The sequence below is a fragment of the Acidovorax sp. JHL-3 genome (assembly GCF_000526295.1).
Lineage (GTDB): Bacteria > Pseudomonadota > Gammaproteobacteria > Burkholderiales > Burkholderiaceae_C > Acidovorax > Acidovorax defluvii.
In genome coordinates, this window is record NZ_JAFU01000001.1 from 2,563,143 (window position 1) to 2,585,960 (window position 22,818).

At 65.5% G+C, this 22,818-nt stretch carries 19 protein-coding genes; 11 read left to right on the top strand and 8 right to left on the bottom strand.

The window, feature by feature from the left end:
- Positions 1–22: 22 nt before the first annotated feature.
- Positions 23–649: a response regulator transcription factor gene (locus K226_RS0112045; protein ID WP_024815049.1), complete on the bottom strand. Its 627-nt coding sequence runs from the start codon at positions 647–649 to the stop codon at positions 23–25.
- Positions 646–3,210: a PAS domain S-box protein gene (locus K226_RS0112050; protein WP_024815050.1), complete on the bottom strand. Its 2,565-nt coding sequence runs from the start codon at positions 3,208–3,210 to the stop codon at positions 646–648. Before K226_RS0112050 ends, K226_RS0112045 begins: the two co-directional genes overlap by 4 nt.
- Before the next feature lie 169 nt (positions 3,211–3,379).
- Here K226_RS0112050 and aceE point away from each other — a divergent pair, with 169 nt between their 5' ends.
- From aceE to K226_RS18950, 6 genes are read left to right on the top strand one after another with little or no spacing between them, the layout of a single operon-like run.
- Positions 3,380–6,118 carry a pyruvate dehydrogenase (acetyl-transferring), homodimeric type gene (gene aceE / locus K226_RS0112055; RefSeq protein ID WP_024815051.1) on the top strand — a complete coding sequence of 913 codons (2,739 nt, stop codon included), beginning with the start codon at positions 3,380–3,382 and terminating at the stop codon, positions 6,116–6,118.
- A 22-nt stretch (positions 6,119–6,140) separates the two neighbouring features.
- Positions 6,141–7,835, top strand: coding sequence for a dihydrolipoyllysine-residue acetyltransferase (gene aceF / locus K226_RS0112060; RefSeq protein ID WP_024815052.1), 1,695 nt, complete (start codon positions 6,141–6,143; stop codon positions 7,833–7,835).
- 16 nt (positions 7,836–7,851) lie between these two features.
- Entirely contained in the window at positions 7,852–9,687 is a 1,836-nt protein-coding gene (lpdA, locus tag K226_RS0112065) for a dihydrolipoyl dehydrogenase (protein WP_024815053.1), read from the top strand.
- Positions 9,688–9,715: 28 nt separating this feature from the next.
- Positions 9,716–9,940, top strand: a complete 225-nt coding sequence (locus tag K226_RS0112070) for a DUF3079 domain-containing protein (protein WP_024815054.1) — start codon at positions 9,716–9,718, stop codon at positions 9,938–9,940.
- 60 nt (positions 9,941–10,000) lie between these two features.
- Positions 10,001–10,279 (top strand): glutaredoxin, encoded by a 279-nt coding sequence (locus tag K226_RS20065; protein ID WP_202899886.1) that lies wholly within the window; start codon positions 10,001–10,003, stop codon positions 10,277–10,279.
- A 39-nt stretch (positions 10,280–10,318) separates the two neighbouring features.
- Positions 10,319–11,164, top strand: coding sequence for a hypothetical protein (locus K226_RS18950; RefSeq protein ID WP_051463484.1), 846 nt, complete (start codon positions 10,319–10,321; stop codon positions 11,162–11,164).
- Positions 11,165–11,238: 74 nt separating this feature from the next.
- Here K226_RS18950 and K226_RS19825 read toward each other — a convergent pair whose 3' ends face one another.
- Complete coding sequence (locus K226_RS19825) at positions 11,239–11,457, bottom strand: hypothetical protein (protein WP_155886515.1); 219 nt, start codon at positions 11,455–11,457, stop codon at positions 11,239–11,241.
- On the opposite strand from K226_RS19825, the gene K226_RS0112080 reads away from it, so the two are divergent.
- The 5 genes from K226_RS0112080 to K226_RS0112110 all read left to right on the top strand — a co-directional run bounded on the left by K226_RS0112080 (position 11,456) and on the right by K226_RS0112110 (position 16,725).
- Positions 11,456–11,821: a hypothetical protein gene (locus K226_RS0112080; protein ID WP_024815055.1), complete on the top strand. Its 366-nt coding sequence runs from the start codon at positions 11,456–11,458 to the stop codon at positions 11,819–11,821. The two genes, K226_RS19825 and K226_RS0112080, sit on opposite strands and share 2 nt — an antisense overlap.
- Positions 11,797–12,849, top strand: a complete 1,053-nt coding sequence (locus K226_RS0112085; RefSeq protein ID WP_024815056.1) for a carboxysome shell carbonic anhydrase domain-containg protein — start codon at positions 11,797–11,799, stop codon at positions 12,847–12,849. The genes K226_RS0112080 and K226_RS0112085 overlap by 25 nt, the downstream gene beginning before the upstream one ends.
- 120 nt (positions 12,850–12,969) lie before the next feature.
- The gene (locus tag K226_RS0112090; protein WP_024815057.1) at positions 12,970–13,476 is read left to right on the top strand and encodes a hypothetical protein; all 507 of its coding nucleotides are present in this window, start codon (positions 12,970–12,972) and stop codon (positions 13,474–13,476) included.
- 216 nt (positions 13,477–13,692) lie between these two features.
- The gene (locus K226_RS0112095; protein ID WP_024815058.1) at positions 13,693–15,315 is read left to right on the top strand and encodes a GMC family oxidoreductase; all 1,623 of its coding nucleotides are present in this window, start codon (positions 13,693–13,695) and stop codon (positions 15,313–15,315) included.
- Between the two features lie 417 nt (positions 15,316–15,732).
- On the top strand, positions 15,733–16,725 hold the full coding sequence (locus tag K226_RS0112110) for a class I SAM-dependent methyltransferase (RefSeq protein WP_024815059.1): 993 nt from the start codon (positions 15,733–15,735) through the stop codon (positions 16,723–16,725).
- 345 nt (positions 16,726–17,070) lie between these two features.
- On the opposite strand, the gene K226_RS0112115 is transcribed toward K226_RS0112110, so the two are convergent.
- The 5 genes from K226_RS0112115 to K226_RS0112135 form a co-directional block, all read right to left on the bottom strand.
- Positions 17,071–17,865: a hypothetical protein gene (locus K226_RS0112115; RefSeq protein ID WP_024815060.1), complete on the bottom strand. Its 795-nt coding sequence runs from the start codon at positions 17,863–17,865 to the stop codon at positions 17,071–17,073.
- Between the two features lie 134 nt (positions 17,866–17,999).
- A complete protein-coding gene (locus K226_RS0112120) occupies positions 18,000–18,509 on the bottom strand; it encodes an EVE domain-containing protein (RefSeq protein WP_024815061.1) in 510 nt (169 codons plus the stop codon).
- Between the two features lie 134 nt (positions 18,510–18,643).
- Entirely contained in the window at positions 18,644–21,487 is a 2,844-nt protein-coding gene (locus tag K226_RS0112125) for a DEAD/DEAH box helicase (RefSeq protein ID WP_155886548.1), read from the bottom strand.
- A 220-nt stretch (positions 21,488–21,707) separates the two neighbouring features.
- On the bottom strand, positions 21,708–22,202 hold the full coding sequence (locus K226_RS0112130; protein ID WP_024815063.1) for a hypothetical protein: 495 nt from the start codon (positions 22,200–22,202) through the stop codon (positions 21,708–21,710).
- A gap of 66 nt (positions 22,203–22,268) precedes the next feature.
- Positions 22,269–22,520, bottom strand: coding sequence for a GlsB/YeaQ/YmgE family stress response membrane protein (locus K226_RS0112135; RefSeq protein WP_024815064.1), 252 nt, complete (start codon positions 22,518–22,520; stop codon positions 22,269–22,271).
- Positions 22,521–22,818: the final 298 nt, after the last annotated feature.

The window sequence follows — 22,818 nt, forward strand, 5'->3', positions numbered from 1 at the left end:
GTAGCTATCAATTAATGAGCAATCAGGTTTTGGGGGCGCTCTGGCCCAAGGCGATCTTGAGCAGATCGGCCACCGTGTTGGCGTTGAGCTTTTCCATGATGTTGGCGCGGTGCGCCTCCACGGTCTTGATGCTGATGCCCAGGTCATCGGCGATCTGCTTGTTCAGACGGCCGGCGACGATGCGCTCAAGTACCTGGGATTCGCGGCCCGTGAGCTTGGAGAGCAGCGCGTCGCGGCTGGCCGCCTGCTGGAAGCCGGCAAAGGCTTCGCGGGCGTGGTCGAGCATGCGTTCGACCAGCCCGACAAGCTCTTCTTCATCAAAAGGCTTCTGAATGAAGTCGAGCGCGCCTTTTTTCATGGTGTTGACGGCCATCGGAACATCGCCATGGCCGGTGATGAACACGATGGGCAGGGGCGACTTGCGCTCGATCAGGCGGTCCTGCAGCTCCAGCCCGGTCATGCCGCCCATGCGGATGTCGACGATCAGGCAGGCCACCTCACGCGGGTCGTAGCGCGAGAGGAAGGTTTCGGCCGAATCAAAGCAGCGTACCCGGTAGTCCTTGCCCTCCAGCAGCCACTGAAGCGAGTCGCGAACCGCCTCGTCGTCATCCACCACGTAAACGGTGCCTTTTTTCGGAATCAAACTCATGCAATTGTCCTTGGGGGTTGTGCGTTTGCTACAGAATTTGTAGTGGCATCCACAGGCTTGGCAAGCGGAAGCCAGAAGGAGAACCGGCAGCCTATGACCTCGGAACCATTGTAGAGGTTCTCGGCCTGCATCCGGCCGTGGTGCGATTCGACGATGCTGCGGCACAGGTTCAGGCCCATGCCCATGCCTTCTTCCTTGGTGGAGAAAAAGGCTTCAAACAGGCGTTCGAGCACTTCGGGCGCCAGTCCTTTGCCGGTGTCCTGCACCGAAAACTCCACCACTTCGCGGTCTTCGATGTGCTTGGGCACCACGCGCAGTTCCACGCTGCGGCCCGAAGTGGGGCGGTTGGCCATCTGGATCGCCTCGGCCCCGTTTTTCATGAGATTGACGAGCACCTGCTCAATCAGGATGGTGTCCGCCATCACCGGCGGCAGTCGCGCCGCCACGTAGTGGGTCAGGCGCACGTTGTGGCGGCGCAGCTCGATGTCGGCCAGCTCGACGGCCTCGTCCACCATCGAGTGCACATCGGCCAGTGCACGATTGGGTTCGCTTTTTTTCACAAAAGCCCGGATGCGCTGGATGATCTGGCCCGCGCGCTGGGCCTGGTGCGCAGTTTTTTGCAGGGCGGTGAGCAGGGCTTCTTCGGTGATCTGGCCGCTCTGGATGCGCGAAACCATGCCACTGCAGTAGTTGCTGATGGCCGTCAGGGGCTGGTTGAGCTCGTGCGCCACGCTCGACGCCATCTCGCCCATGGTGATCAGGCGGCTGACCGACTGGGCCCGCTCGGCCTGCCGGGCCGACTGCTCTTCGGCCAGGCGGCGCGGCGTGATGTCGGTGGCAATCACCATCTGGGCCAGGCGGCCGTCCACCCAGTTGAGGTAGCGAGAGCGCACTTCCAGCCATTTGCCCAGCTCGGGCAGGTAGATTTCGGCGTTCTCGGCGCGCGCGCTGGTCAGGGAGTCAGTGGGCAAGCCCATCAGCCCGTCCTCGTCGTCCATGCCCGTGGGGTTGCTGTCGGAGGCCGGCAGCACGCCCGCCTGGGCCACCAGCTGCAAATGTCCAACGGTTTGCGAGCCAAACCACTGGCGGTAGAGCTTGTTGGCAAACAGCAATTCCTGGCTGCCCAGCGGCGCCACCGAAACCGAGGCGTCCAGCGATTCGAGCACGATGGTGAAGCGCTCATGTGAGGCTGTCAGCTGCTCGCGAATGCGGTTGGGCTCGGTGATGTCGGTCATGGACGTCATCCAGCCGGTTTGCTGGCCGTGGGCGTCGATCAGCGGAGACACATACAGCCGCGCATCAAACTGGGTGCCGCTCTTGCGCCGCACGCGCACATGAAACCCGCCGGGCACGGTCTTGCCGCTGATCTCTTCGCGCAGCTTGGCGTACAGCGTTTCATAGTCGGATTCGGGCCAGTAGGGGAAAGGGGGTGTCAGGCCCACCAGTTCGGACTCGCTCCAGCCGGTCATCTGGCAAAAAGCCGCATTGACATAGGTGATGCGCCCCTCCAGATCAAGCGCGCGCATGCCGGTGAGCACAGAATTTTCCATGGCCCGGCGAAAGTTGGTTTCGGCCACCAGCGCTTGCTGGGCCTGCATGCGCCGGCGGGTGTGGCGCCAGGTGGCTATCAGCATCCAGGCCGTCATGGCGCTGAGCGTGCCCACCAGCCAGAACAGGCCGCTGCCCACCACACCGAGGGACGTGCGGTAGGCCTGCGCCCGCAGCACCAGTCCGTTGCCCACCGGCGAGACGGGCACTTCGTACTGGTTCGCGCGTTGGCGCCAGGGCAACACCGGAATGCTGGAGTCGCGAGGGCCCAGCGGCGTGCCGGCCAGCAACTGGTTGTTGCCATCGAGCAGCGTGACGGCATAACGTGCCAGCACTTCGGTGGGCGTGCCATAGCGCAACAGGCTGTCGATGGAATATTCCCCCAGCACCACGCCACTGAATTTGCCCTGGTGGCTCAGGGGCACCTGCAATTGCAGCAGCGGCGCGGAGTCGCCCTGGGTTGCGGTGGGCTGCGAATACACGGGTTGCTGAAGGTCGCGTGCCAGCTCAAAGGTGTCTGCGGTGTCGCCAGGGGTCAGCACTTCGCCGGCCACGCGCAACTCGCTGCTGCCCAGCGTGGGAGCGGCATGGCTGGCGCGGATGCGTTTTTTTTCATCGATCCAGGTGATGGCCTGCAATTCGGGGTGCTGGCTGATCAGGGATTCGGCCTGGCTCACAAAACCTGCGCGATCCACTTCCTGGTTGGACAAATCGCGCGCGACGCGCATCAGTTGTTCCTGGCGCTCCAGCAGCCGCAGGCGCACGCGCTGCTGGGCGTATTCCACATCGCGCTTGAGGGCTTCGTGTTCGCGTTCGACCTCCTCTGCCCGCAAATACCAGAAAGCCGCCACGATGGCCGCCATGAACAGCAGCACGGCAGCCAGCGGTGCCAGTGCAGCAAAACGGTCTTGCCGGGCCGGCGAGAGGTTGCGCCACCACGAACGCCACCAGTGCGCGGGGGTGGCCAGGGGGGCTGCCGGCGTGGTTTGGTCCGTGATGGGGGTGGTGTTCATAGGTGCCAAGTGTAGAGGGGCAGGCCGGGGCTTTGGGTCTGCGGGGGTTGTGGTTGTTGGCACGTAAATTCCATTATGCGGAATGTATAAGCACAATTTGAAATTAAAGAAAAATATGCGAAACTTCGGGCAACGTACTAAATTGCACCCTTACACACAGGAGACAAGCATGTCAGCTCAGCCCGACCCCCAGGCCGGAAACGGCGCCGCGCCCGCGACCGACACCGATCAGCAAGAAACCCGTGAGTGGATGGATGCGCTGTCCGCAGTCATCGACAAGGAAGGTGCTGAGCGCGCCCATTTCCTGATCGAACAATTGCTCGAACATGCCCGCCAGAGCAGCATTGACATGCCGTTCTCGGGCAATACGGGTTACGTGAACACCATCGAGCCCGAGCAGGAGGCCCACTGCGCCGGCAACATCGCCATCGAAAAGCGCCTGCGCGCCTACATGCGCTGGAACGCCATGGCCATGGTGGTGCGCGCCAACCGGCTGGACCCGGCCGACGGCGGTGATCTGGGTGGCCACATCGGCTCGTTCGCCTCAGTGGCCAGCATGTTTGGGGCAGGCTTCAACCATTTCTGGCACGCCGAGAGCGAGGGCCACGGCGGCGACCTGCTCTACATTCAGGGCCACAGCTCGCCCGGCATCTATGCCCGCGCCTTCCTTGAAGGCCGTCTGACCGAAGAGCAGCTCGACAGCTTCCGCCAGGAAGTGGACGGCAAGGGGCTATCGAGTTACCCGCACCCCAAGCTGATGCCTGAGTTCTGGCAGTTCCCCACCGTGTCGATGGGGCTGGGCCCGCTGATGGCCATTTACCAGGCGCGTTTTCTCAAGTATCTGCACGCCCGGGGCATTGCCAACACCGAAAACCGGAAAGTCTGGGTGTTCTGTGGCGACGGCGAAATGGACGAGCCCGAATCGCTGGGCGCCATTGGCCTGGCCGCGCGCGAAAACCTCGACAACCTGATCTTCGTGGTCAACTGCAACCTGCAGCGCCTGGACGGTCCGGTGCGCGGCAACGGTAAGATCGTGCAAGAGCTCGAAGGCGAGTTCCGTGGCAGCGGCTGGAACGTCATCAAGCTGCTGTGGGGCGCTGGCTGGGATGCGCTGCTGGCCCGGGACAAGACCGGCAAGCTCAAACAGCTGATGATGGAGACGCTGGACGGCGACTACCAGGCCATGAAGGCCAACGACGGTGCCTTCGTGCGCAAGAACTTCTTTGGCAAATACCCCGAGACGCTGCAACTTGTCGAGCACATGACCGACGAGGAAGTGTTCGAGCTGCGCCGGGGCGGCCATGAGCCCACCAAGGTTTACGCCGCTTTTCATGCAGCCAACGAGCACAAGGGGCAGCCCACGGTGCTGCTCATCAAGACCGTCAAGGGCTACGGCATGGGCAAGGCCGGTGAAGGCAAAAACACTGTGCACCAGACCAAGAAGCTCAGTGATGAGGACATCAAGTACATCCGGGACCGGTTCAACATCCCGATCCCGGACAGCGAGCTGCACAAGATTCCTTATTACAAGCCTGCCGACGACACGCCGGAAATCAAATACCTGCACGAGCGCCGCAAGGCACTGGGCGGTTACCTGCCCAAGCGCCGCGTCAAGGCCGACGAGCACTTCACCGTGCCCGCCATCGAAACCTTCAAGGCCATCCTGGAGCCCACGGCCGAGGGCCGCGAGATCAGCACCACGCAGGCCTATGTGCGCTTTGTCACCCAGCTGCTGCGCGACCAGGCCCTGGGACCGCGCGTGGTGCCCATCCTGGTGGACGAGGCCCGCACCTTCGGCATGGAAGGGCTGTTCCGCCAGATCGGCATCTACAACCCCAAGGGCCAGCTCTACACCCCGGTCGATCGCGACCAGGTGATGTATTACCGCGAAGACAAGGCCGGCCAGATTTTGCAAGAGGGCATCAACGAAGCCGGCGGCATGGCCAGCTGGATTGCCGCGGCCACCAGCTACAGCACCAACAACCGCATCATGGTGCCGTTCTACGTGTACTACTCGATGTTCGGCTTTCAGCGCATTGGCGACCTGGCCTGGGCAGCGGGTGACATGCAGGCGCGCGGCTTTTTGCTGGGCGGCACGTCGGGCCGCACCACGCTCAACGGCGAAGGCCTGCAACACGAAGATGGCCACAGCCACATCCTGGCCAACACCATCCCCAACTGCGTGACCTACGACCCCACCTTCGCCCACGAAGTGGCGGTGATCATGCACCACGGCATGAAGCGCATGGTCGAGCAGCAGGAGAACGTTTTCTACTACATCACGCTGCTCAACGAGAACTACCCCATGCCCGGCCTCACGGCGGGCACCGAAGAGCAGATCATCAAGGGCATGTATATGTGCAAGCCCGGCGCCGTGCCACCGCAGGGCACCTCCGGCGCCAGTGAAAAGCGCGTGCAGCTGCTGGGCTCGGGCACCATCCTGCGCGAATCCATCGCCGCCCAAACCCTGCTGGCTGCCGACTGGGGCATTCAGGCCGACGTGTGGAGCTGCCCCAGCTTCAACGAGCTCACCCGCGAAGGCCAGGACGCCGAGCGCTGGAACCTGCTGCACCCGCTGGAAACCCCGCGCGTGCCCTTCGTGGCGCAACAGCTGGGCACCAACACCGGCCCGGTAGTGGCATCCACCGACTACATGAAGGCCTATGCCGAGCAGATCCGTCCGTTCATCCCGAAGGGCCGCACCTACAAGGTGCTGGGCACCGACGGTTTTGGCCGAAGCGACTTCCGCAGCAAGCTGCGCGAGCACTTCGAGGTCAACCGCCACTACATCGTGGTGGCCGCCCTCAAGGCGCTGAGCGAAGACGGTGTGCTGCCCGCCACCAAGGTGGCCGAGGCCATTGCCAAGTACAACATCCAGGCCGACAAGGTCAACCCGCTGTACGCGTAAACCGAACCAACTGGAGACAACAATGGCATTGGTAGAAATCCAAGTTCCGGACATCGGTGACTTCGACGAAGTCGGCGTGATCGAGTTGCTGGTCAAGCCCGGCGACACCGTCAAGGCCGAGCAATCGCTGATCACGGTCGAGTCCGATAAGGCATCCATGGAGATTCCCTCCAGCCATGCGGGCGTGGTCAAGGACCTGCGGGTGCAGGTCGGCGACAAGGTCAAGCAAGGCTCGGTGGTGCTCACGCTCGAAGTGGTTGGTGCTGTTTCTGAATCAAATTCAACACCAGCCCAATCGCAGCAAGCGCAAGCAGCTATTGAAAAAATAGCAAAAACACCGACGCCCAGCGCCGCTCCCGTTGCTGCACCGGCGCCCGACGCAGCGGCGCCTGTCGGCCCCATCGAAGTGCGCGTGCCCGACATCGGCGACTTCAAGGACGTGGCCGTGATCGAGCTGCTGGTCAAGCCCGGCGACACGGTCAAGCTGGAGCAATCGCTCTTCACGGTCGAATCCGACAAGGCATCCATGGAGATCCCTTCGCCCGCTGCGGGCGTGATCAAGGAACTCAAGGTCAAGATCGGCGACACCGTCAACATCGGCGACCTTGTGGCCGTGCTGGAAGGCTCGGCGGGCAATGCACCAGCGGCGGTTGCTCCAGCCGCACCGGCCGCATCAGCAGCGCCAGTTCCTGCCGCCGCTGTGGCAGCGGCTGCGCCCCCCGCAACCGCTATCGCCTCTGCCTCCGTGCCCGCGCACCAGCCCGGCACGCCCGCTGCCGGCCTGCCACACGCCAGCCCCTCGGTGCGCAAATTCGCCCGCGAACTCGGTGTGCCGCTCCACGAAGTCAGGGGCACTGGCCCCAAGGGTCGCATCACGCAAGACGACATCCAGGGTTTCACCAAGGCGGTGATGGGCGGCGCCACGCAAACCAAGGCGCAGGCAGCCAAGGCACCCGCCGCCAGTAGCGGCGGCTCGGGCGAGGGCCTGAACCTGCTGCCCTGGCCCAAGGTCGACTTCACCAAGTTCGGCCCCGTGGAGCGCAAAGACCTCTCGCGCATCAAGAAAATCAGCGGTGCCAACCTGCACCGCAACTGGGTGGTCATCCCGCACGTCACCAACCACGACGATGCCGACATCACCGACCTCGAAGCCTTCCGCGTGCAGTTCAACCAAGAGAACGAAAAGAGTGGCGTCAAGGTCACCATGCTCGCCTTCATGATCAAGGCCGCCGTGGCTGCGCTCAAGAAGTTTCCCGACTTCAACAGCTCGCTCGACGGCGACCAGCTGGTGATGAAGAACTACTTCCACATCGGCTTTGCGGCCGATACGCCCAACGGTCTGGTCGTGCCCGTGATCCGCGACGCCGACCAGAAGGGCATCGTCCAGATCAGCCAGGAGATGGGCGACCTGGCCAAGAAAGCGCGCGACGGCAAGCTGGGCCCGGCCGACATGACCGGCGGGTGCTTCTCCATCAGCTCGCTGGGCGGCATTGGTGGGCGTTACTTCACGCCCATCATCAACGCGCCTGAGGTGGCCATCATGGGCGTGTGCAAGAGCAGCCTGGAGCCCCAATGGGACGGCACACAGTTCGCACCGCGCCTCATGCTGCCGCTCAGCCTGAGCTGGGACCACCGCGTGATCGACGGCGCCAGCGCCGCACGCTTCAACGTGTACTTTGCCTCGCTGCTGGCGGACTTCCGCCGCATCGTGATGTAACGAAAGGGCAACGCACATGGCAACAATCGATATCAAGGTGCCCGACATCGGCGACTTTGCCGAGGTGGCCGTCATCGAGGTGATGGTCCAGCCGGGTGACACCATCAAGGTCGAACAGAGCCTCGTGACCGTCGAGTCCGACAAGGCCTCGATGGAAATCCCCTCCAGCCACGCTGGCGTGGTGCGCGAGGTGCGCGTCAAGCTCGGCGACAAGATCGCCGAGGGTAGCGTGCTGCTGACGCTGGAAACCGCCGACGCAGCAGCTGCCGGTGCGCCTGCACCCGCAGTTTCAGAGCCAAAACAGGCCCATCCGCTTGCTGTACAAGCTCCTGAAGCTATCAAAACAGAAGCGTCCGGCTTCACCGGCAGTGCCGATCTGGAGTGCGACCTGCTCGTGCTCGGCGGTGGCCCCGGCGGCTACAGCGCCGCCTTCCGCGCGGCCGACCTGGGCCTCAAGGTGGTGCTGGTCGAGCGCTACGCCCAACTCGGCGGCGTGTGCCTGAACGTGGGCTGCATCCCCAGCAAAGCCTTGCTGCACGTGGCCGCAGTGATCGACGAGGTGTCGCACCTGTCAGCGGCAGGCATCGACTTTGGCGCGCTCACTGTCAATGTCGACACGCTGCGCGGCCACAAAGAGAAAGTCATCGGCAAACTCACCGGCGGCCTGGCCCAGATGGCCAAGATGCGCAAGGTGACCACGGTGCGCGGCTACGGCGCGTTCGTCGGTGCTAACCACGTCGAAGTGGAAGAAACCACCGGCTCGGGCCAGGAGAAGACCGGCACCAAGAAGGTCATCGCCTTCCAGAACGCCATCATCGCCGCCGGCAGTCAGGCCGTGCGCCTGCCCTTCATGCCCGACGACCCGCGCGTGGTCGATTCCACCGGCGCGCTGGCGCTCCAGGGTGTTCCGAAGCGCATGCTCATCCTGGGCGGCGGCATCATCGGCCTCGAAATGGGCACGGTGTATTCCACCCTGGGCGCGCGTCTGGATGTGGTCGAGATGATGGACGGCCTGATGCAGGGCGCCGACCGCGACCTGGTCAAGATCTGGCAGAAGATGAACGCCAAGCGCTTCGACAACATCATGCTCAAGACCAAGACGGTGGGCGCCAAGGCCACACCCGAAGGCATCGAGGTGACATTTGCCGCAGCGGAAGAGGGTGGCGCCGCCCCCGCGCCGCAGGTGTACGACCTGGTGCTGCAGGCCGTGGGCCGCACGCCCAACGGCAAGAAGATCGCCGCTGACCAGGCTGGCGTTGCCGTCACCGACCGTGGCTTCATCAACGTCGACATCCAGATGCGCACCAACGTGCCGCACATCTTCGCCATTGGCGACATCGTGGGCCAGCCCATGCTGGCGCACAAGGCGGTGCACGAGGCACATGTGGCGGCCGAAGTCATCGCCGGTGAACTGCAGGGCAACAAGGAGCTGGCAGCCGCCGCCTTCAATGCCCGCGTGATCCCGAGCGTGGCCTACACCGACCCCGAAGTGGCGTGGGTGGGCCTCACCGAAGACCAGGCCAAGGCCCAAGGCATCAAGGTCAAGAAGGGCCTGTTTCCCTGGACGGCCTCCGGCCGCGCCATTGCGAATGGCCGGGACGAAGGCGTCACCAAGCTGCTCTTCGACGACTCGCCAGAGGCCCATGGCCACGGCAAGATCCTGGGCGGCGGCATGGTGGGCACCCACGCAGGCGACATGATTGGCGAGATTGCCCTGGCCATCGAGATGGGCGCCGATGCGGTGGACATCGGCAAGACCATCCACCCGCACCCCACACTTGGGGAATCCATCGGCATGGCAGCGGAAGTGGCGCACGGGTCGTGCACCGACGTGCCCCCGGCACGCAAGTAGGCCGGAGCACAGCCACCGGAGCCTGGCCATGGCAGTCAAGAAGTTCCCCCAGGCCCCCGCCCACCCCGAGCGGGTGTGCTGGGGCTGCGACTTGTACTGCCCTGCCAAGGACATGCGCTGCGGCAATGGGTCGGACCGCACGCAGCACCCGGCGGAGCTGTTTGGGGACGATTGGGACCAGTGGGGCCTGCTGGACGACCGGGGTACGCCGCCCGATGCCACGGCAGAAATGGGAAAACCCTCTGTGCGTTGAATGCGGTATCGTGGCTGGGCGTATTTGCGTGCGGTCCCTTTTTTCTGCGTTTGACTTATCGTGCTTCGACGTTCATTGCTGACGGGCCTGTTCGGGGTCCTGATTCTTTTTGTCGCCACCCTGTGGCCTGCCCGGTTTACTGCAGCAGAGCCGGACGGGAACGGCCCGGTGCTGACCGTTTTTGTGCGCGATGGCTGCCCGCACTGTGCGGATGCCAAGGCCTATCTTGCCGGGCTGGCCCGCGAGAGACCCGCGCTGCGCATTGACTACCGCGCCATCGACCGCGACCCGCAAGCACGCCAAGCACTGGAGCAGGTCTCGCGCCAGGCCGGTATCTGACCGCCGGGCGTTCCGACCTTTGTCGTCGGCGAGCGGGTGATGATCGGCTTCGGGGACGCCGCAGACAGCGGCCCTGAGCTGCTTGCGCTGCTCGATGCGGCGCCGCCCGCCGCATCTGCACCGCAGGCATTGCCTGCACCGCGCCAGGCGATCGACGCGCCGCTTGTTGGCACGCTCAGCGTCGCACAGCTCGGCTTGCCGCTGTTCACGCTGGCCATCGGTCTGCTCGACGGCTTCAATCCCTGCGCCACCTGGGTGCTGCTCTTCCTGCTCTCGCTGCTGGTGCGGCTGCACGACCGCCGACGCATGGCGCTGATTGCCGGCACCTTTGTGCTGGTCAGTGGCGCGGTTTACTACGCGATGATGGCGGCGTGGCTCAACCTTTTCCTTGCGGTCGGCCTGTCAGTGCCGCTGCGCGTGGGGCTGGCCCTGCTGGCCATCGCCATTGGTTCCATCAATACCAAGGACTACTTTGCATGGGGACGCGGTGTCTCGCTGTCGATTCCCGAAAAGGCCAAACCCGGCCTCTTTGAGCGAATGCGCCGGGTGATGAACGCGCCATCGCTGCCGGCGGCCATGGCCGGTGTCGCGCTGCTTGCCATCGCCGTCAATCTGATTGAATTGCTGTGCACTGCGGGTCTGCCAGCCATCTACACGGCAATCCTGACGCAGCAGGACCTGGGACACCTTGCATACCACGGCTACCTGGGCCTGTACATCATTGGCTACATCACCGACGACGCACTGATGGTCACGCTTGCGGTCAGCGCACTCGCCAGCAGCAAGCTCACAGAGCAAGGTGGGCGCTGGCTCAAGCTGCTCTCTGGTCTGGTGATGCTTGCGCTCGGCTTGGTCATGCTGTTGCGGCCGCAGTGGCTGGGGTGAGGCTTGCCGCGCAGCGCCATGCGCCAGATTCCCATTGACCTGCCCCCCGTTTCGTGTAGTTCTTACCCCACGATTCACGCGGCTTTTTGCGCTCCGCCGCCCAGCAGCGCCTCGGCCATCTGGCCGGTGCCGCCGGTCATCGACTCGTAAGCGATGAGCAGGGTTTTGGGTATTGCGCAGGGTAAAGCAGGGTTTTTACAGGGGCCGTGGCGGGCGAGGGGGTTGTAGCCTGTAGCGGCGCAACGCTCTGCCTGCGCAGCACGCGCTGGCGTGTGAACGGATGCCTCTCTCATGGTCCCTGCCACTGGTCAATGGAAATGCAGTCTGCCCACCTGGGCGGCGCAGCTGTGGGTGGCGCTGCCGCAGGATGCTGCGGGCACATGGCCCGGCGAGGAGCCGCTGGGGCCACACTGGCAAGGCCAGTTGATGCAGCGCCTGGAGGCTTTTGCCGCAGCGCTGGACTGGGAGGACTCCCAGGCTTTTGTGGGACAGATGCTCTGGGCTGCACAGGCGGCGCGCAACCGGGGCCAGTCTGAAGCCCCCTTGCTGCACCGCGCCGACCATGCCCTGTACCAGTCCAAGAACCAGCGTGCAACCGCGTCACGGCGGCACCCTGCAACCCCTGAACGCCCATGGACATCCACAGCAAACCCATAGCCCAGCGCATCGACTGGCTTTTTGAGCGCGCGCGTGACCACTCGGCCCAATTTTGCAGCCCCGAGAACTGGCTGGCCCGCGAGCGCTACCTGGCGCTGCACCCCACGGCCATTGGCGTGCTCAAGTGCATGGACGGGCGCATCAACATTCCGGTGGCCACGCACACGCCACTGGGCATCATCCAGCCGTTTCGCAACCTGGGGGGCATGTTCGACCTGGGTTGGCCGCACCTGGGCGAGGTGCTGGCCGGGTATGTGCAGCGCTGCGTGTGTGAAGGGCGTCGGGTGCTGCTGCTCATCACTTACCACTTCTCGCGCGGCAGCGTGCACCGGGGGTGTGCGGGCTTTCATGGCGACACGGGAGCGGCCATCGCGCACACCCGGCGCATCAAGCAGCAGGTGGAAACCGTGTTCGGCCAGGGGCGCGACACTGTGTACCCCGTGCTGTGCGGCTTTGAAACCGACGAAGACGCCCTGCTGGTGCATGGTGAGCAGGGCGGGCTGCTGGACCTGGCGCTATGCGCCGGCATGGCCGAGGACGCACTGGCCCAGCACCTGGCAGCGCTGTTTCCCGACATGGCCCGCCAGATGCGCGAAGACCTGCTGCCGCTGCTGGCAGGCAACCTGCGGCGCATCGACGAAGTGCGGCAGATGCATCGGGCCGCCGACATCGAGCACCGCGAATGGATGATTTGCCTGGGCCGGGGCTTTGACTTTCTGCACATGCCCAACATCGCCTTGATCGTCGGCCCCTACAGCCCCGAGCTGGCCGAACCCGTGGGACAGGCGGCGGCCATCATCGAAGCCAACATGGCCAAAGGGCGCATACCGGACGATGGTTTTTTGTTGCTGGCTTCGGTGCCCTACGAGGAACTGGGGGTGGACAGCGCCCGGGCAGGGCTCAAGTCGGCCTTTCTGGCGGACTTTGCCGCCGGGGTGATTGCCCGCCAATCGCCCGCCCTGGCGGGCAAGATGCATGTGCGCACCGCTGTGTTGGACTGGCGCTCGCGCAGGCTGGAGCCGGTTTGAGCCTGCGCACCTGTGGAGGCGGGCTTGCCCATACCGCATTTGCGGTATCAATGAAAACCCCAACACCCTCTAGGCGGCTGCGTCTAGAGGCAGGGGGCTGGTGCGTGCGATAGTCGAAAAATGCAAAGACGAACTTTATTGAAGCTGGGCCTGGTGTCGGGCGCTGTGCTGGCGCTGGCGGGCGGGGCGGCCATGCTGCTGCAGCCGGGTCTGGTGCAGGGGCGCCTGTCTGACGCGGGGCGGGGGCTGTTCATCAGCGCGGGCCGTGCCATTCTGCAGGGCACACTGCCGCAAGACGCGGGCGCCCAGCAGCAGGCGCTGCAGGGCATGGCAGACCGTGTGGACGCCCTGGCGCAAAACCTGCCACCGCATGTGCAGGCCGAACTGTCGCAACTGGTGGGACTGCTGTGCACCAGCGCCGGGCGCCGGGGGCTGGCCGGCCTGTCCAGCGACTGGCTTGATGCCGACCCGGCACAGGTGCTGGCTGCACTCGAGGACATGCGCTTTTCGCGCCTGGCGGTGCGCCAGCAGGCCTACCAGGCGCTGCACGAGATTGTGGGCGGTGCCTATTTTTCTGACGAAGCCACCTGGTCGACCCTGGGTTACCCAGGCCCTGTGGATATCTGAGCGGCTGAGAAGTCTTTTGCCTGTGCCCGCCTTGCACGCCAAAACACCCCTGCTCCGTGTTGCAAATGCTCGCCATCGCCCGTGCGATGGCTGTGCTTTGGGCCTTGATCAGCGGTGTTTTGACGCACCTTTCGGGCACGAGCAAAAAACTCTCAACCTCTGACCCCCGAACCGGTGTGAACCCATCCGTTCGTCACACCTTATGAACCAAACACCATGAGCAAACTCCCCGATCCCATTCGCAGTGGCCTGCAGCGCGGCTGGAAAGTGCTGGGCGGCCCCCACGGCGCCGCGCCGCAAACCATCGCTTGCGACGTGGCCATCATCGGCTCGGGCGCGGGTGCGGGCATCACGGCCGAGCTGCTGACCCGCGCCGGTCTGTCCGTGGTCATCGTCGAAGAGGGCCCGCTGCGCAGCAGCAGCGATTTTCGCCAGCGCGAGTCTGAGGCCTACCCCCAGCTTTACCAGGAAAGCGCCGGCCGCAAGACCGAGGACAAGGCCATCTCCATCCTGCAGGGGCGCTGCGTGGGGGGCTCCACCACGGTGAACTGGACCAGCTCCTTCCGTACGCCACCCGCCACCCTGGCCTACTGGGAGCAATACTTCGGGCTGAAGGACTACAACGAGCAGGCGCTGGAGCCGTATTTCGAGCAGGCCGAGCGCAGGCTCAACGTGTCGTCATGGCAGGTGCCGCCCAACGAAAACAACGAACTGCTGCGTTCTGGCGCGGTCAAGCTGGGCATTCCGGTCGAGTCGATCCGGCGCAACGTGCAGGGCTGCTGGAACCTGGGCTCCTGCGGCATGGGCTGCCCCACCAATGCCAAGCAGTCCATGCTGGTGACCACCATTCCGGCTGCGCTCGACAAAGGCGCCACGCTACTGGTGCAGACGCGTGCCGAGAAGCTCGATCTGGCCTCGGGCAAGGTGCAGGCACTGCGCTGCGTGGGCGTGCAACTCAACGGCGCGGTGGCGGCAGACGCCGTGCGCACCACCATCACGGCGCGGCATTTTGTGCTCTCGGGCGGGGCCATCAACTCGCCCGCCGTGCTGATGCGCTCGGGCGTCCCCGACCCGCATGGCCGCCTGGGGCAGCGCACCTTCCTGCACCCGGTGGTGATGACGGCCGCCGTGATGGAGCAGCGTGTGGAGGGCTGGGCGGGTGCACCGCAGTCGCTGTACTCCGACCACTACCTGCGCACCCAGCCCATCGACGGCCCCATGGGCTTCAAGATCGAGGCGCCGCCGCTGCATCCACTGATTCTGGCCACGTCGATGCCCGGCTCGGGGCAGCCCCAGGCTGACCTGCTGAGCCAGTTTCCGCACACACATGTGCTGCTGGCGCTGCTGCGCGACGGCTTCCACGACCAGGCCCGGGGCGGGCACGTCAAGCTGCGCGGCGATGGCTCGGCCGTGCTCGACTACCCGCTCACCGACTATGTGATGGACGGTGCACGCCGCGCCATGCTGGCCATGACCGAAATCCAGTTTGCCGCCGGCGCAAAGCAGGTGCTGCCCGTGCATGAGATGGGCCAGCTCTACACCTCCTGGGCGCAGGCCAGGGAGGCCATCGGGCAACTGCCCATGAAGCCGCTGCTGACCAGGGTGGTCAGCGCCCACGTAATGGGCGGCTGCGGCCTGGCGGCCGATGAGCGGATGGGCGTGGTGCGGCCCGATGGCGTGCACTGGCAGCTGGAAAACCTCTCGGTGCACGACGGATCGCTCTTTCCCACCAGCGTCGGGGCGAACCCGCAGTTGTCGGTCTACGGCGTCGTCAACCGGCTTGCGCAGGGGCTGGTGCAGCGCCTGACCGGCCAGGCCGAGGCGCAGGCGCTGGCCTGAGAGCGATTACCGCCCGGGTGCGTCCACCATCTCGCGCATGCGCTTGCGCAGGGCGCGCTCGCGGCGTTGCTCCTCGTTCCAGTCATTGCGCACGCCGCGCCACAAGGCAATCGCCAGTAGCATCACATCGGCAAAGGGCAGGGCGAACCTGATGGCGGCCGTCTGCGCCGCCGCGATGCTGCCCGCGCTGGTGCTGGTGCTGGTGCTGGTGCTGGTGCTGGTGCTGCTCATTGTGCTGGGCACGGTGTTCGGCAGCTTTTGAACGCGCGCTGCCTGTGGTCACAACGCAGTGGAGGCCTCTGGCAGACCCGCACCGTGCCACGGCAACCTGATTGATAGTGGTTCGAAACGCTACGTTATTAATAGCTATCTGCGCTTATCCAGTAAGCTATAGAGGCCTGAAACATCTAATATTTTATGCAGCCCTTGCTCGACGCCATTGCCGCCATGCCCTTGCCCACCGACGCCTGCCGCATCTTTCACGGCCGGGGTGGGCGCTTCCCCGGCTGCGAGCAGTGGACGCTCGATGCCTACCCGCCCGTTTGGGTGCTGACCAGCTTTCTGCCCGCGGGCGACGAGACCGAGGCGCAACTGGCCAGCATTGGTGCCGCGCTGGCCCAGCGCTGGGAGGCCCTGGCGCCGGGCCAGCCGCTGAACTGGGTGTTTCAGTGCCGCAACGAGGCGCTGCGCACCCAGGGCCGCACCGAAACGCGCTTGATGGCGGGCAGCGTGCCCGACCCCCATGTGGTGACCGAGCAGGGCGCCCGGTTCAAGGTGCATGTGCTGCGCGGCCAGAACCACGGCCTGTTTCTGGACATGGCCGAGGGCCGCCGCTGGGTGCGCGACTACGCGGCCGCGCACAGCGCCGACCGCTATGGCCTCAAGGTGCTGAATCTGTTTGCTTACACCTGCGCGTTTTCGGTGGTGGCGCTGCAGGCGGGCGCCAGGCAGGTGGTCAACGTGGACATGAGCCACGGAGCCATTGCGATTGGGCAGCAGAACCACCAGCTCAATGGCATCACCACGGGCGCCAGCTTTCTGGCGCACGACATCTTCAGCAGCTGGGGCAAGATCACCCGCAGCGGGCCCTATGGCGTGGTCATCGTGGACCCGCCCAGCTACCAAAAAGGCAGCTTTGTGGCCACCAAAGACTACGCCCGCCTCATGCGCCGCCTGCCTGATCTGCTAGCACCCGGCGGCCACGCGCTGCTGTGCCTGAACGCACCCGAGCTGGGCGTGGACTTTTTGCAAAGCCAGATGCAGGAACTCGCGCCCGAGCTGAAGTTTGTAGAGCGCGTGGCCAACCCGGCAGTGTTTGCCGACGTGCAGGACGGTCGGGCGCTGAAGGTGCTGGTGTACCAGGCGCCTGAGTTGCCCGGCCATAGCAGCGAGGGCAGCCAGGGCGGGTGAAAGCGGGTGCGGGCGCAACGCGTGTTCGCACACGTGCAAGAAACCCCGTCACCCGGCCCTGCGACCATGGCCTTGCGCAGGCCAAGGCCGCGCGCCACGTCTGCCAGGTTGCGTGCCGCACGGCATTGCTGGCGCTGGCTTGGCCAGCGCAGGGGCGGGCGCAAACCAGGTTGCGCACGCCCTGGACAGGCCGCGATTGCTTTGATTTTGATAGCTGATAGCGCTTTACTACCAAGGGCTAGCGCGTGAAATGACCTCAAGGTTGCAAGTTGCGCTGTTGAGAAGGCGTATGTGCCACTGACGATGCCCTGAGGCAGCTTGTGCAGGCCCGCTCTACCGCCCGCCTTACCGTGGGTCGCTGCCGGGCGCGTCGCTGGTGATGCCGTGTGCGCCCGCACCGAGTGCCATTGCTCCAACACCACCACCGCCGCCGCCGGCCCCCCCGCCACCCGCACCGCCACCTGCACGTCCACCTGCGGCTGCGGCACCCTGGCCGCTGCTGCCCCGTCGGCCCGATGCGCCGCCACCAGCCGCGCCACCGGGCCGCAGGGGGCCCTGGTGGGGAATCAGCAGGCTGGAGGGAATGGGCTCCAGGTCCAGCGCCGCGCGGATGAACTGGCGCAGTGATACCACCAGTTGAGCGACTTCCACGCTGCGCCCGGCCACCATTTCGTGTGCGGCGGCGGCGGCCAGTTGCACCTGCTCTTCGGTGCCGAGCAGGATGACATCTGAAAGGGCGGCTTCCACGGCATCGCGGATGCGGCGCTGGCGCTCGGAGCCGCTGGTGGGCGATGCCGCATCGGGGTCTGCGTGAATGGGGGCTGCGGTGTCGGTGGCGCTGCCGTCGGTGCCTTCCGGGGCGGTTGAAGTGCCGGGTGCCAGCGTGCCGATGGTGCGCAAATCGCGCATGTGCGCCGGGCTGACCTGCAGTTGCCCGGTGAACGACCCGCCCAGCGTCTTGTAAGCAGCGATCAGCGTCTTCAGGCGTTCGTTGATCTGGCGGTTCTCGCGTTCGCGGCGTCGCTGAATGGTCTGCATGAAGACCAGCCGGATGCCCACCATGACCAGCGATGCAACCAGCAGACCCATGACGGTGGAGAGCAGGGCAGGCCAGGAGCTGAAGTCGAGGATGTTGCGCATGGCGGTATGGGGCGGGGATGCCGCAGGCGTTGTTGTCAGCGGCCATCATAGGTGCGCGGTGTGTGGTGGGCGGTAGGCGCAGGCCGCGATGCTGGGGGGCAGATCGGCCGCGGGCCGCTTGCCAGGCGGGCGACTCAGCCTTCGCCGAGCAGGGCCACGATGTGGTTCCAGTGCACAGCGTCCACCGGGGTGATGGAAAGGCGGCTGCCTTTTTGCAGCACGCGCAGGTCGGCCAGTGGAGGATGGCTGCGCAGTTCAGAAAGGGGCAGCAGCCGTGTCTTGCGCAGCGCCTGCACATCCAGCAGCAGCCAGCGGGGTGCATCGGGTGAGGATTTGGGGTCGTGGTAGGGCGATGCGGGTTCGAACTGCGCGGGGTCGGGCCGCGTGCCGCTGGCCACGCGCGCAAGGCCGGCAATGCCTGGCTCGGGGCAGCTGGAGTGGTAGAACAGCACGCCATCGCCCACCTGCATGTCGTCGCGCATGAAGTTGCGGGCCTGGTAATTGCGCACGCCGGTCCAGGGCACGGTGGCGTCCTTTGCCGCCAGTGCGTCGTCAATCGAGCACTCTGCGGGCTCGGACTTCATGAGCCAGTAGCGCGGGGCGCGGACTGGGGGGCTAGAAGGAGTAATGGCAGGCGCGGTCATGGCGCCATTGTGGTAAACGGGCAGGTGGGTTGCCCGGCTTGCTGAGGCCTGCGCTGGTGCGGTGATAGGCCTCATTGGATTCAATTTTGATAGCTGCTTGCGCTTATTAGATAAGCGCTAGAGCCACAAAACACTCAAACTTCTGGCGGTTGCATCGGCCGGGGCCGCCGCGGGCCGGTGCCGCCCCAGCGCAGCGCGTCTTCGCCCGGCAAGCCCAGCGGGTTGTTGGCCGGCTCGCTCAACGGCGCCAGCAGCGCGTGCAGGTCGGCCGCGCTGAATTTCACTGCGCCCTCGGCGTCGTGCCCCAGCACCTCCTGCGCCAGCGCGGCCTTGCGGGTCTGCAGCTCCAGCATGCGCTCTTCGATGCTGCCTTCCACCACCAGCTTGTAGACAAACACCGGCTGGTCCTGCCCGATGCGATGGGCGCGGGCGGTGGCCTGTTCTTCCACGGCGGGGTTCCACCAGGGGTCGAGGTGGATCACGGTGTCGGCGGCGGTGAGGTTTAGGCCCACGCCCCCCGCCTTGAGGCTGACGAGCAGGATGGGCGCGCTGGTGTCGTCCTGCGCTTGGAACTGCCGCACCACCGCGCCGCGCTGGCGGGGCGGCGTCTGGCCCGTGAGGGTGAGGTAGGGCAGGGCCAAAGCGTCCAGCAGCTCGGCAGCGAGCGTCAGCATTTCGGTGAACTGAGAGAACACCAGCACGCGTCGGCCCTCATCGACCAGGGCGGGCAGCATGTCGGCCAGCAGTTCGAGCTTGGCGCGTTCCATCGTCTGTGCGGTTCTTTTTGCCGCTGGGCCGCCCCCAGGCAAAAAGGCCTCCCCTTCACGAAGATGCGGCGGAGCGTGGGGGCCTTGTTGGATGCCTTTCACCAGGCGCGGGTCGCAGCAGACCTGACGCAGTTTCAATAACGCATCCAGGATGGTGATCTGCGCACCCTCGAAGCTCTGGCGCTCCAGCGCGCGGCGCACCTGTTTGTCGGCGGTGGCGCGCACGGCCTCGTACAGGTCGCGCTGCTTGCCTTGGAGCTGCACACGCAGGATGGTTTCGGTGCGCGGCGGCAATTCGGTGGCCACGTCCTGCTTGCGGCGGCGCAGGATGAAGGGGCGCACGCGCTGGGCGAGCAGCTGGGCGCGCAGGGTTTCGCCGTTCTCCTCGATGGGCTTGCGCCAGCGGGCGTTGAAGCTGCGCACGTCGCCCAGAAAGCCGGGCATCAAAAAATCGAACTGCGCCCACAGCTCGCCCAGGTGGTTTTCGAGCGGCGTGCCCGTCAGGCACAACAGGTGCGGGGCCTGCAGCTTGCGCAGGGCGCGGGCGCTGCGGCTGCCCGCGTTTTTCACCATCTGTGCTTCGTCCAGAATGAGCAGGTGAAACGGCTGGGCAGCCAGCGCGTCCACATCGCGCCAGAGCAGGGGGTAGGTGGTCAGCAACAGGTCGTGCCGCGCGATGTCGGCGTAACTGTGCGCGCGCCGGGGGCCATGCAGCGCCAGCACACGCAGGCCGGGGGCCATGCGCGCGGCCTCGGCCTGCCAGTTAAAGAGCAGCGAGGTGGGCAGCACCACCAGGGCGGGGCGGGTCAGGCGCCCGGCATTTTTTTCGGTCAGCACATGGGCCAGGGCTTGTGCGGTTTTGCCCAGGCCCATGTCGTCGGCCAGAATGCCGCCCAGCCCTTGTGCACGCAGGTATTGCAGCCAGGCCAGGCCTTCGAGCTGGTAGGGGCGCAGTTGCACCTGCAGGCCCTGTGGGGCGGCTACCGGCTGCGGGGTGCCGATGGTGCGCAGGCGCTGGGCCAGTTGCGCCAGGCCGGCGTCGCCCTGCAGTTGCCAGGCGTTGTTCCAGCCATTCACCGTGCCCACGCGGTGGGCCTGCACCAGCCCCGCACGCAGGGCTTCGATGCGGCGGGCTTCCCATGCGCCCAGGTGCAGCGGGTCGCCGTCCTTGCGCTGGTTGCGCGTGGGGTCGGTCAGCAGGTCCACCATCGCGCCCACGATGGCCTTGAGCGGCCCAGCGGGCGCGTCGATGCGTTTGCCGCCCGGTGCGCGCAGTGAAATGATGGCGATGTCGTCAATGGCCGCCATCTGCTGCGCATGGAGCCAGCGGGCATCACGGCGCAGCAGATCGGCCAGCATGGGCGCCAGGTCCAGTGTTTCGCCGTCGATCTCGATGCCCAGGCTCAATAGCCAGGCGCCTTCGCGCTCGGGCAGTTGCAGTTTTTGCACGGGGCGCAGGCGCTCGCCCAGCGGGCCGTCCACTTCTTTGCCCAGCAGCTCGCCGGTGTCGGGGGCAATCAGCAGCTTCCAGCGCTGCACCGGCACGCTTTCGTGCGCAAAGCCGGGCTGCACCACCACGCTCCAGCCTTCGGCGCGCAGCTTGGGAATCTGCTCGGCCCAGAAGTCGCCAAAGTGCGCCTCCTGCGCCAGCGTCCACACGGGGCCCAGTGCGGCGGCGGCTGCGCGGTGGCGCCATTGAAGCTTGTTGGCGTCCACAGGGATCAGGCCCAGGTCCCACACGCGGTCCATGGCGTCGGCCTCGGCAGCCAGGTTGCGCTGCATGCGCAGCACCGGGCCGCCGGTGTCAAACAGCTCTTGTATGGCGGGTGGGCGGGAGTTGAGCACCGAGTTAGGCGCAGGTGTGTGCCAGGCGATGGTGTTGGGCGCCGCGCTCTCTCCCGCATGGGTGGTGTACGTCCAGTCGATCTGCGCCAGCGTCACGCTGTCGCCACGCGGGCCCAGCGGGCCTTGCGGGCGCAGGCCCAGCAGGCCGTCGCCCCGCCCCAGGGTCATCAGGGTGATGCGCGGGCGAAAGTGGCCCGTGGCAATGCCGGGCGTGGCGGCTGGCTGTGTGGGGTGTGCGGGAGGCGTGGCACCTGGCGTTTCGTGGCGCAGCCGTGCCATCACGCGGGCGGCGTCGGCATCGGTCAAGGGCGGGAGCTGCTGCAGCGTGGCGGCGTCCGCATGGCTGCGCAGGGCTGTCAGCCACATTGCCACGGCGTTTTCGTGCACCGCGGGGTCTTGGTTTGAGAGGGAAGGGGCACTTTTGCCTGCGGTGGCCATGGGCTGCGATTCTGCCTTGGGGCAGGGCGCTGGCGGGCGACCTGGTGCGACGCAGCGCGTGCCACTGGCCCCTGGGCGATAAGTTAATGGCTAAAAGTGCCTCTGGCCATTGCACATAAAGCGCCAGCAGCTCCTTTTTCAGGAGCAATCAGCGGGGCACGGGCAGCTGCAATTGACTCTGTTGCACCACCAGAACGCAATCGCGCAGGTGCTGCTCTCCCAGGTAGCGCAAGGTGGCATAGCCCACAGTGGCGGCCACCGCCTGGCCTGCCAGGGGCACATATTTGGCGAGCTGCTTGGTGGTGAGGCGCAGGCCCACCGTGCGGGTGATGCGCAGCACGAGCTCTTTGGTGATCAACTTGCCAATCAGCACCGACCCCACCAGGGTGACCGCTTTTTGTACCTGTTCGCGCTTGCCGGGGTCCAGCTGATCGAGCTGCTCGGGGGTGAGCCCGAATTGGGCACTGATTTGCGGCAGCAGCCGCGACAGCAGGGCGGCATCCACCGCCCAGTCCAACCCCGGCACCGGAACGGTGCTGGCCGCTGCCGCCACCAGCGCGCGCCGGTGCAGCAGGCGGCGGCTGCGCTGCACGGCCGCAGCCAGTTGGGGGTTGTCAGCAGCCATTTGTTGGGCAGATGCCATGAAGCGTGCCTTGCCTGTGGTGGTTGAACTGGGGTCAGAGCCCGTTCTTTCGAACGCAGCCGTGGGTCAGGACTTGCCTTTGACCATGCTGTAGATCACCAGCAGCACCACGGCGCCCAGCACCGAGGCGATCCAGCCTGCGGCGTCACCTTGCGCATACCAGCCCATGGCGGTACCCACGTAACTGGCAAGAAAAGACCCCGCCACGCCCAGCAAGGCGGTCATGATCCAGCCCAGCTTGTCGTCGCCCGGTTTGACCGCCCGTGCGATGAAGCCGACAACGAGTCCGACAAGAATGGTTCCGAGAATAGAAAGCATGTGTGCACCCGATGAAAAAGATGGGTGTCACTCTAAGACATATCTGAACGGAGGGTTGTCAGACAAGACCGTTTGTGCGGGTGCGAAGCGGTTGTATCCGCCGGATTGGCAGGCGAGGCGCTTTGGGTATGCGGCAAGGGGTATGGAGGCCGCAAAGGCTCCCGGGTCGTTGTTTTGTAGCAGCCTTTGGGCAGTGGCATGACAGCGGTGCGTGGGTGTTTGTCTGACAGCCCGGCGCGCTGCTCGCCTTCGCTGGGCTTGGGGGCTGGCCTAGGCGTGCGGTGCAGTGCGGCCCCTA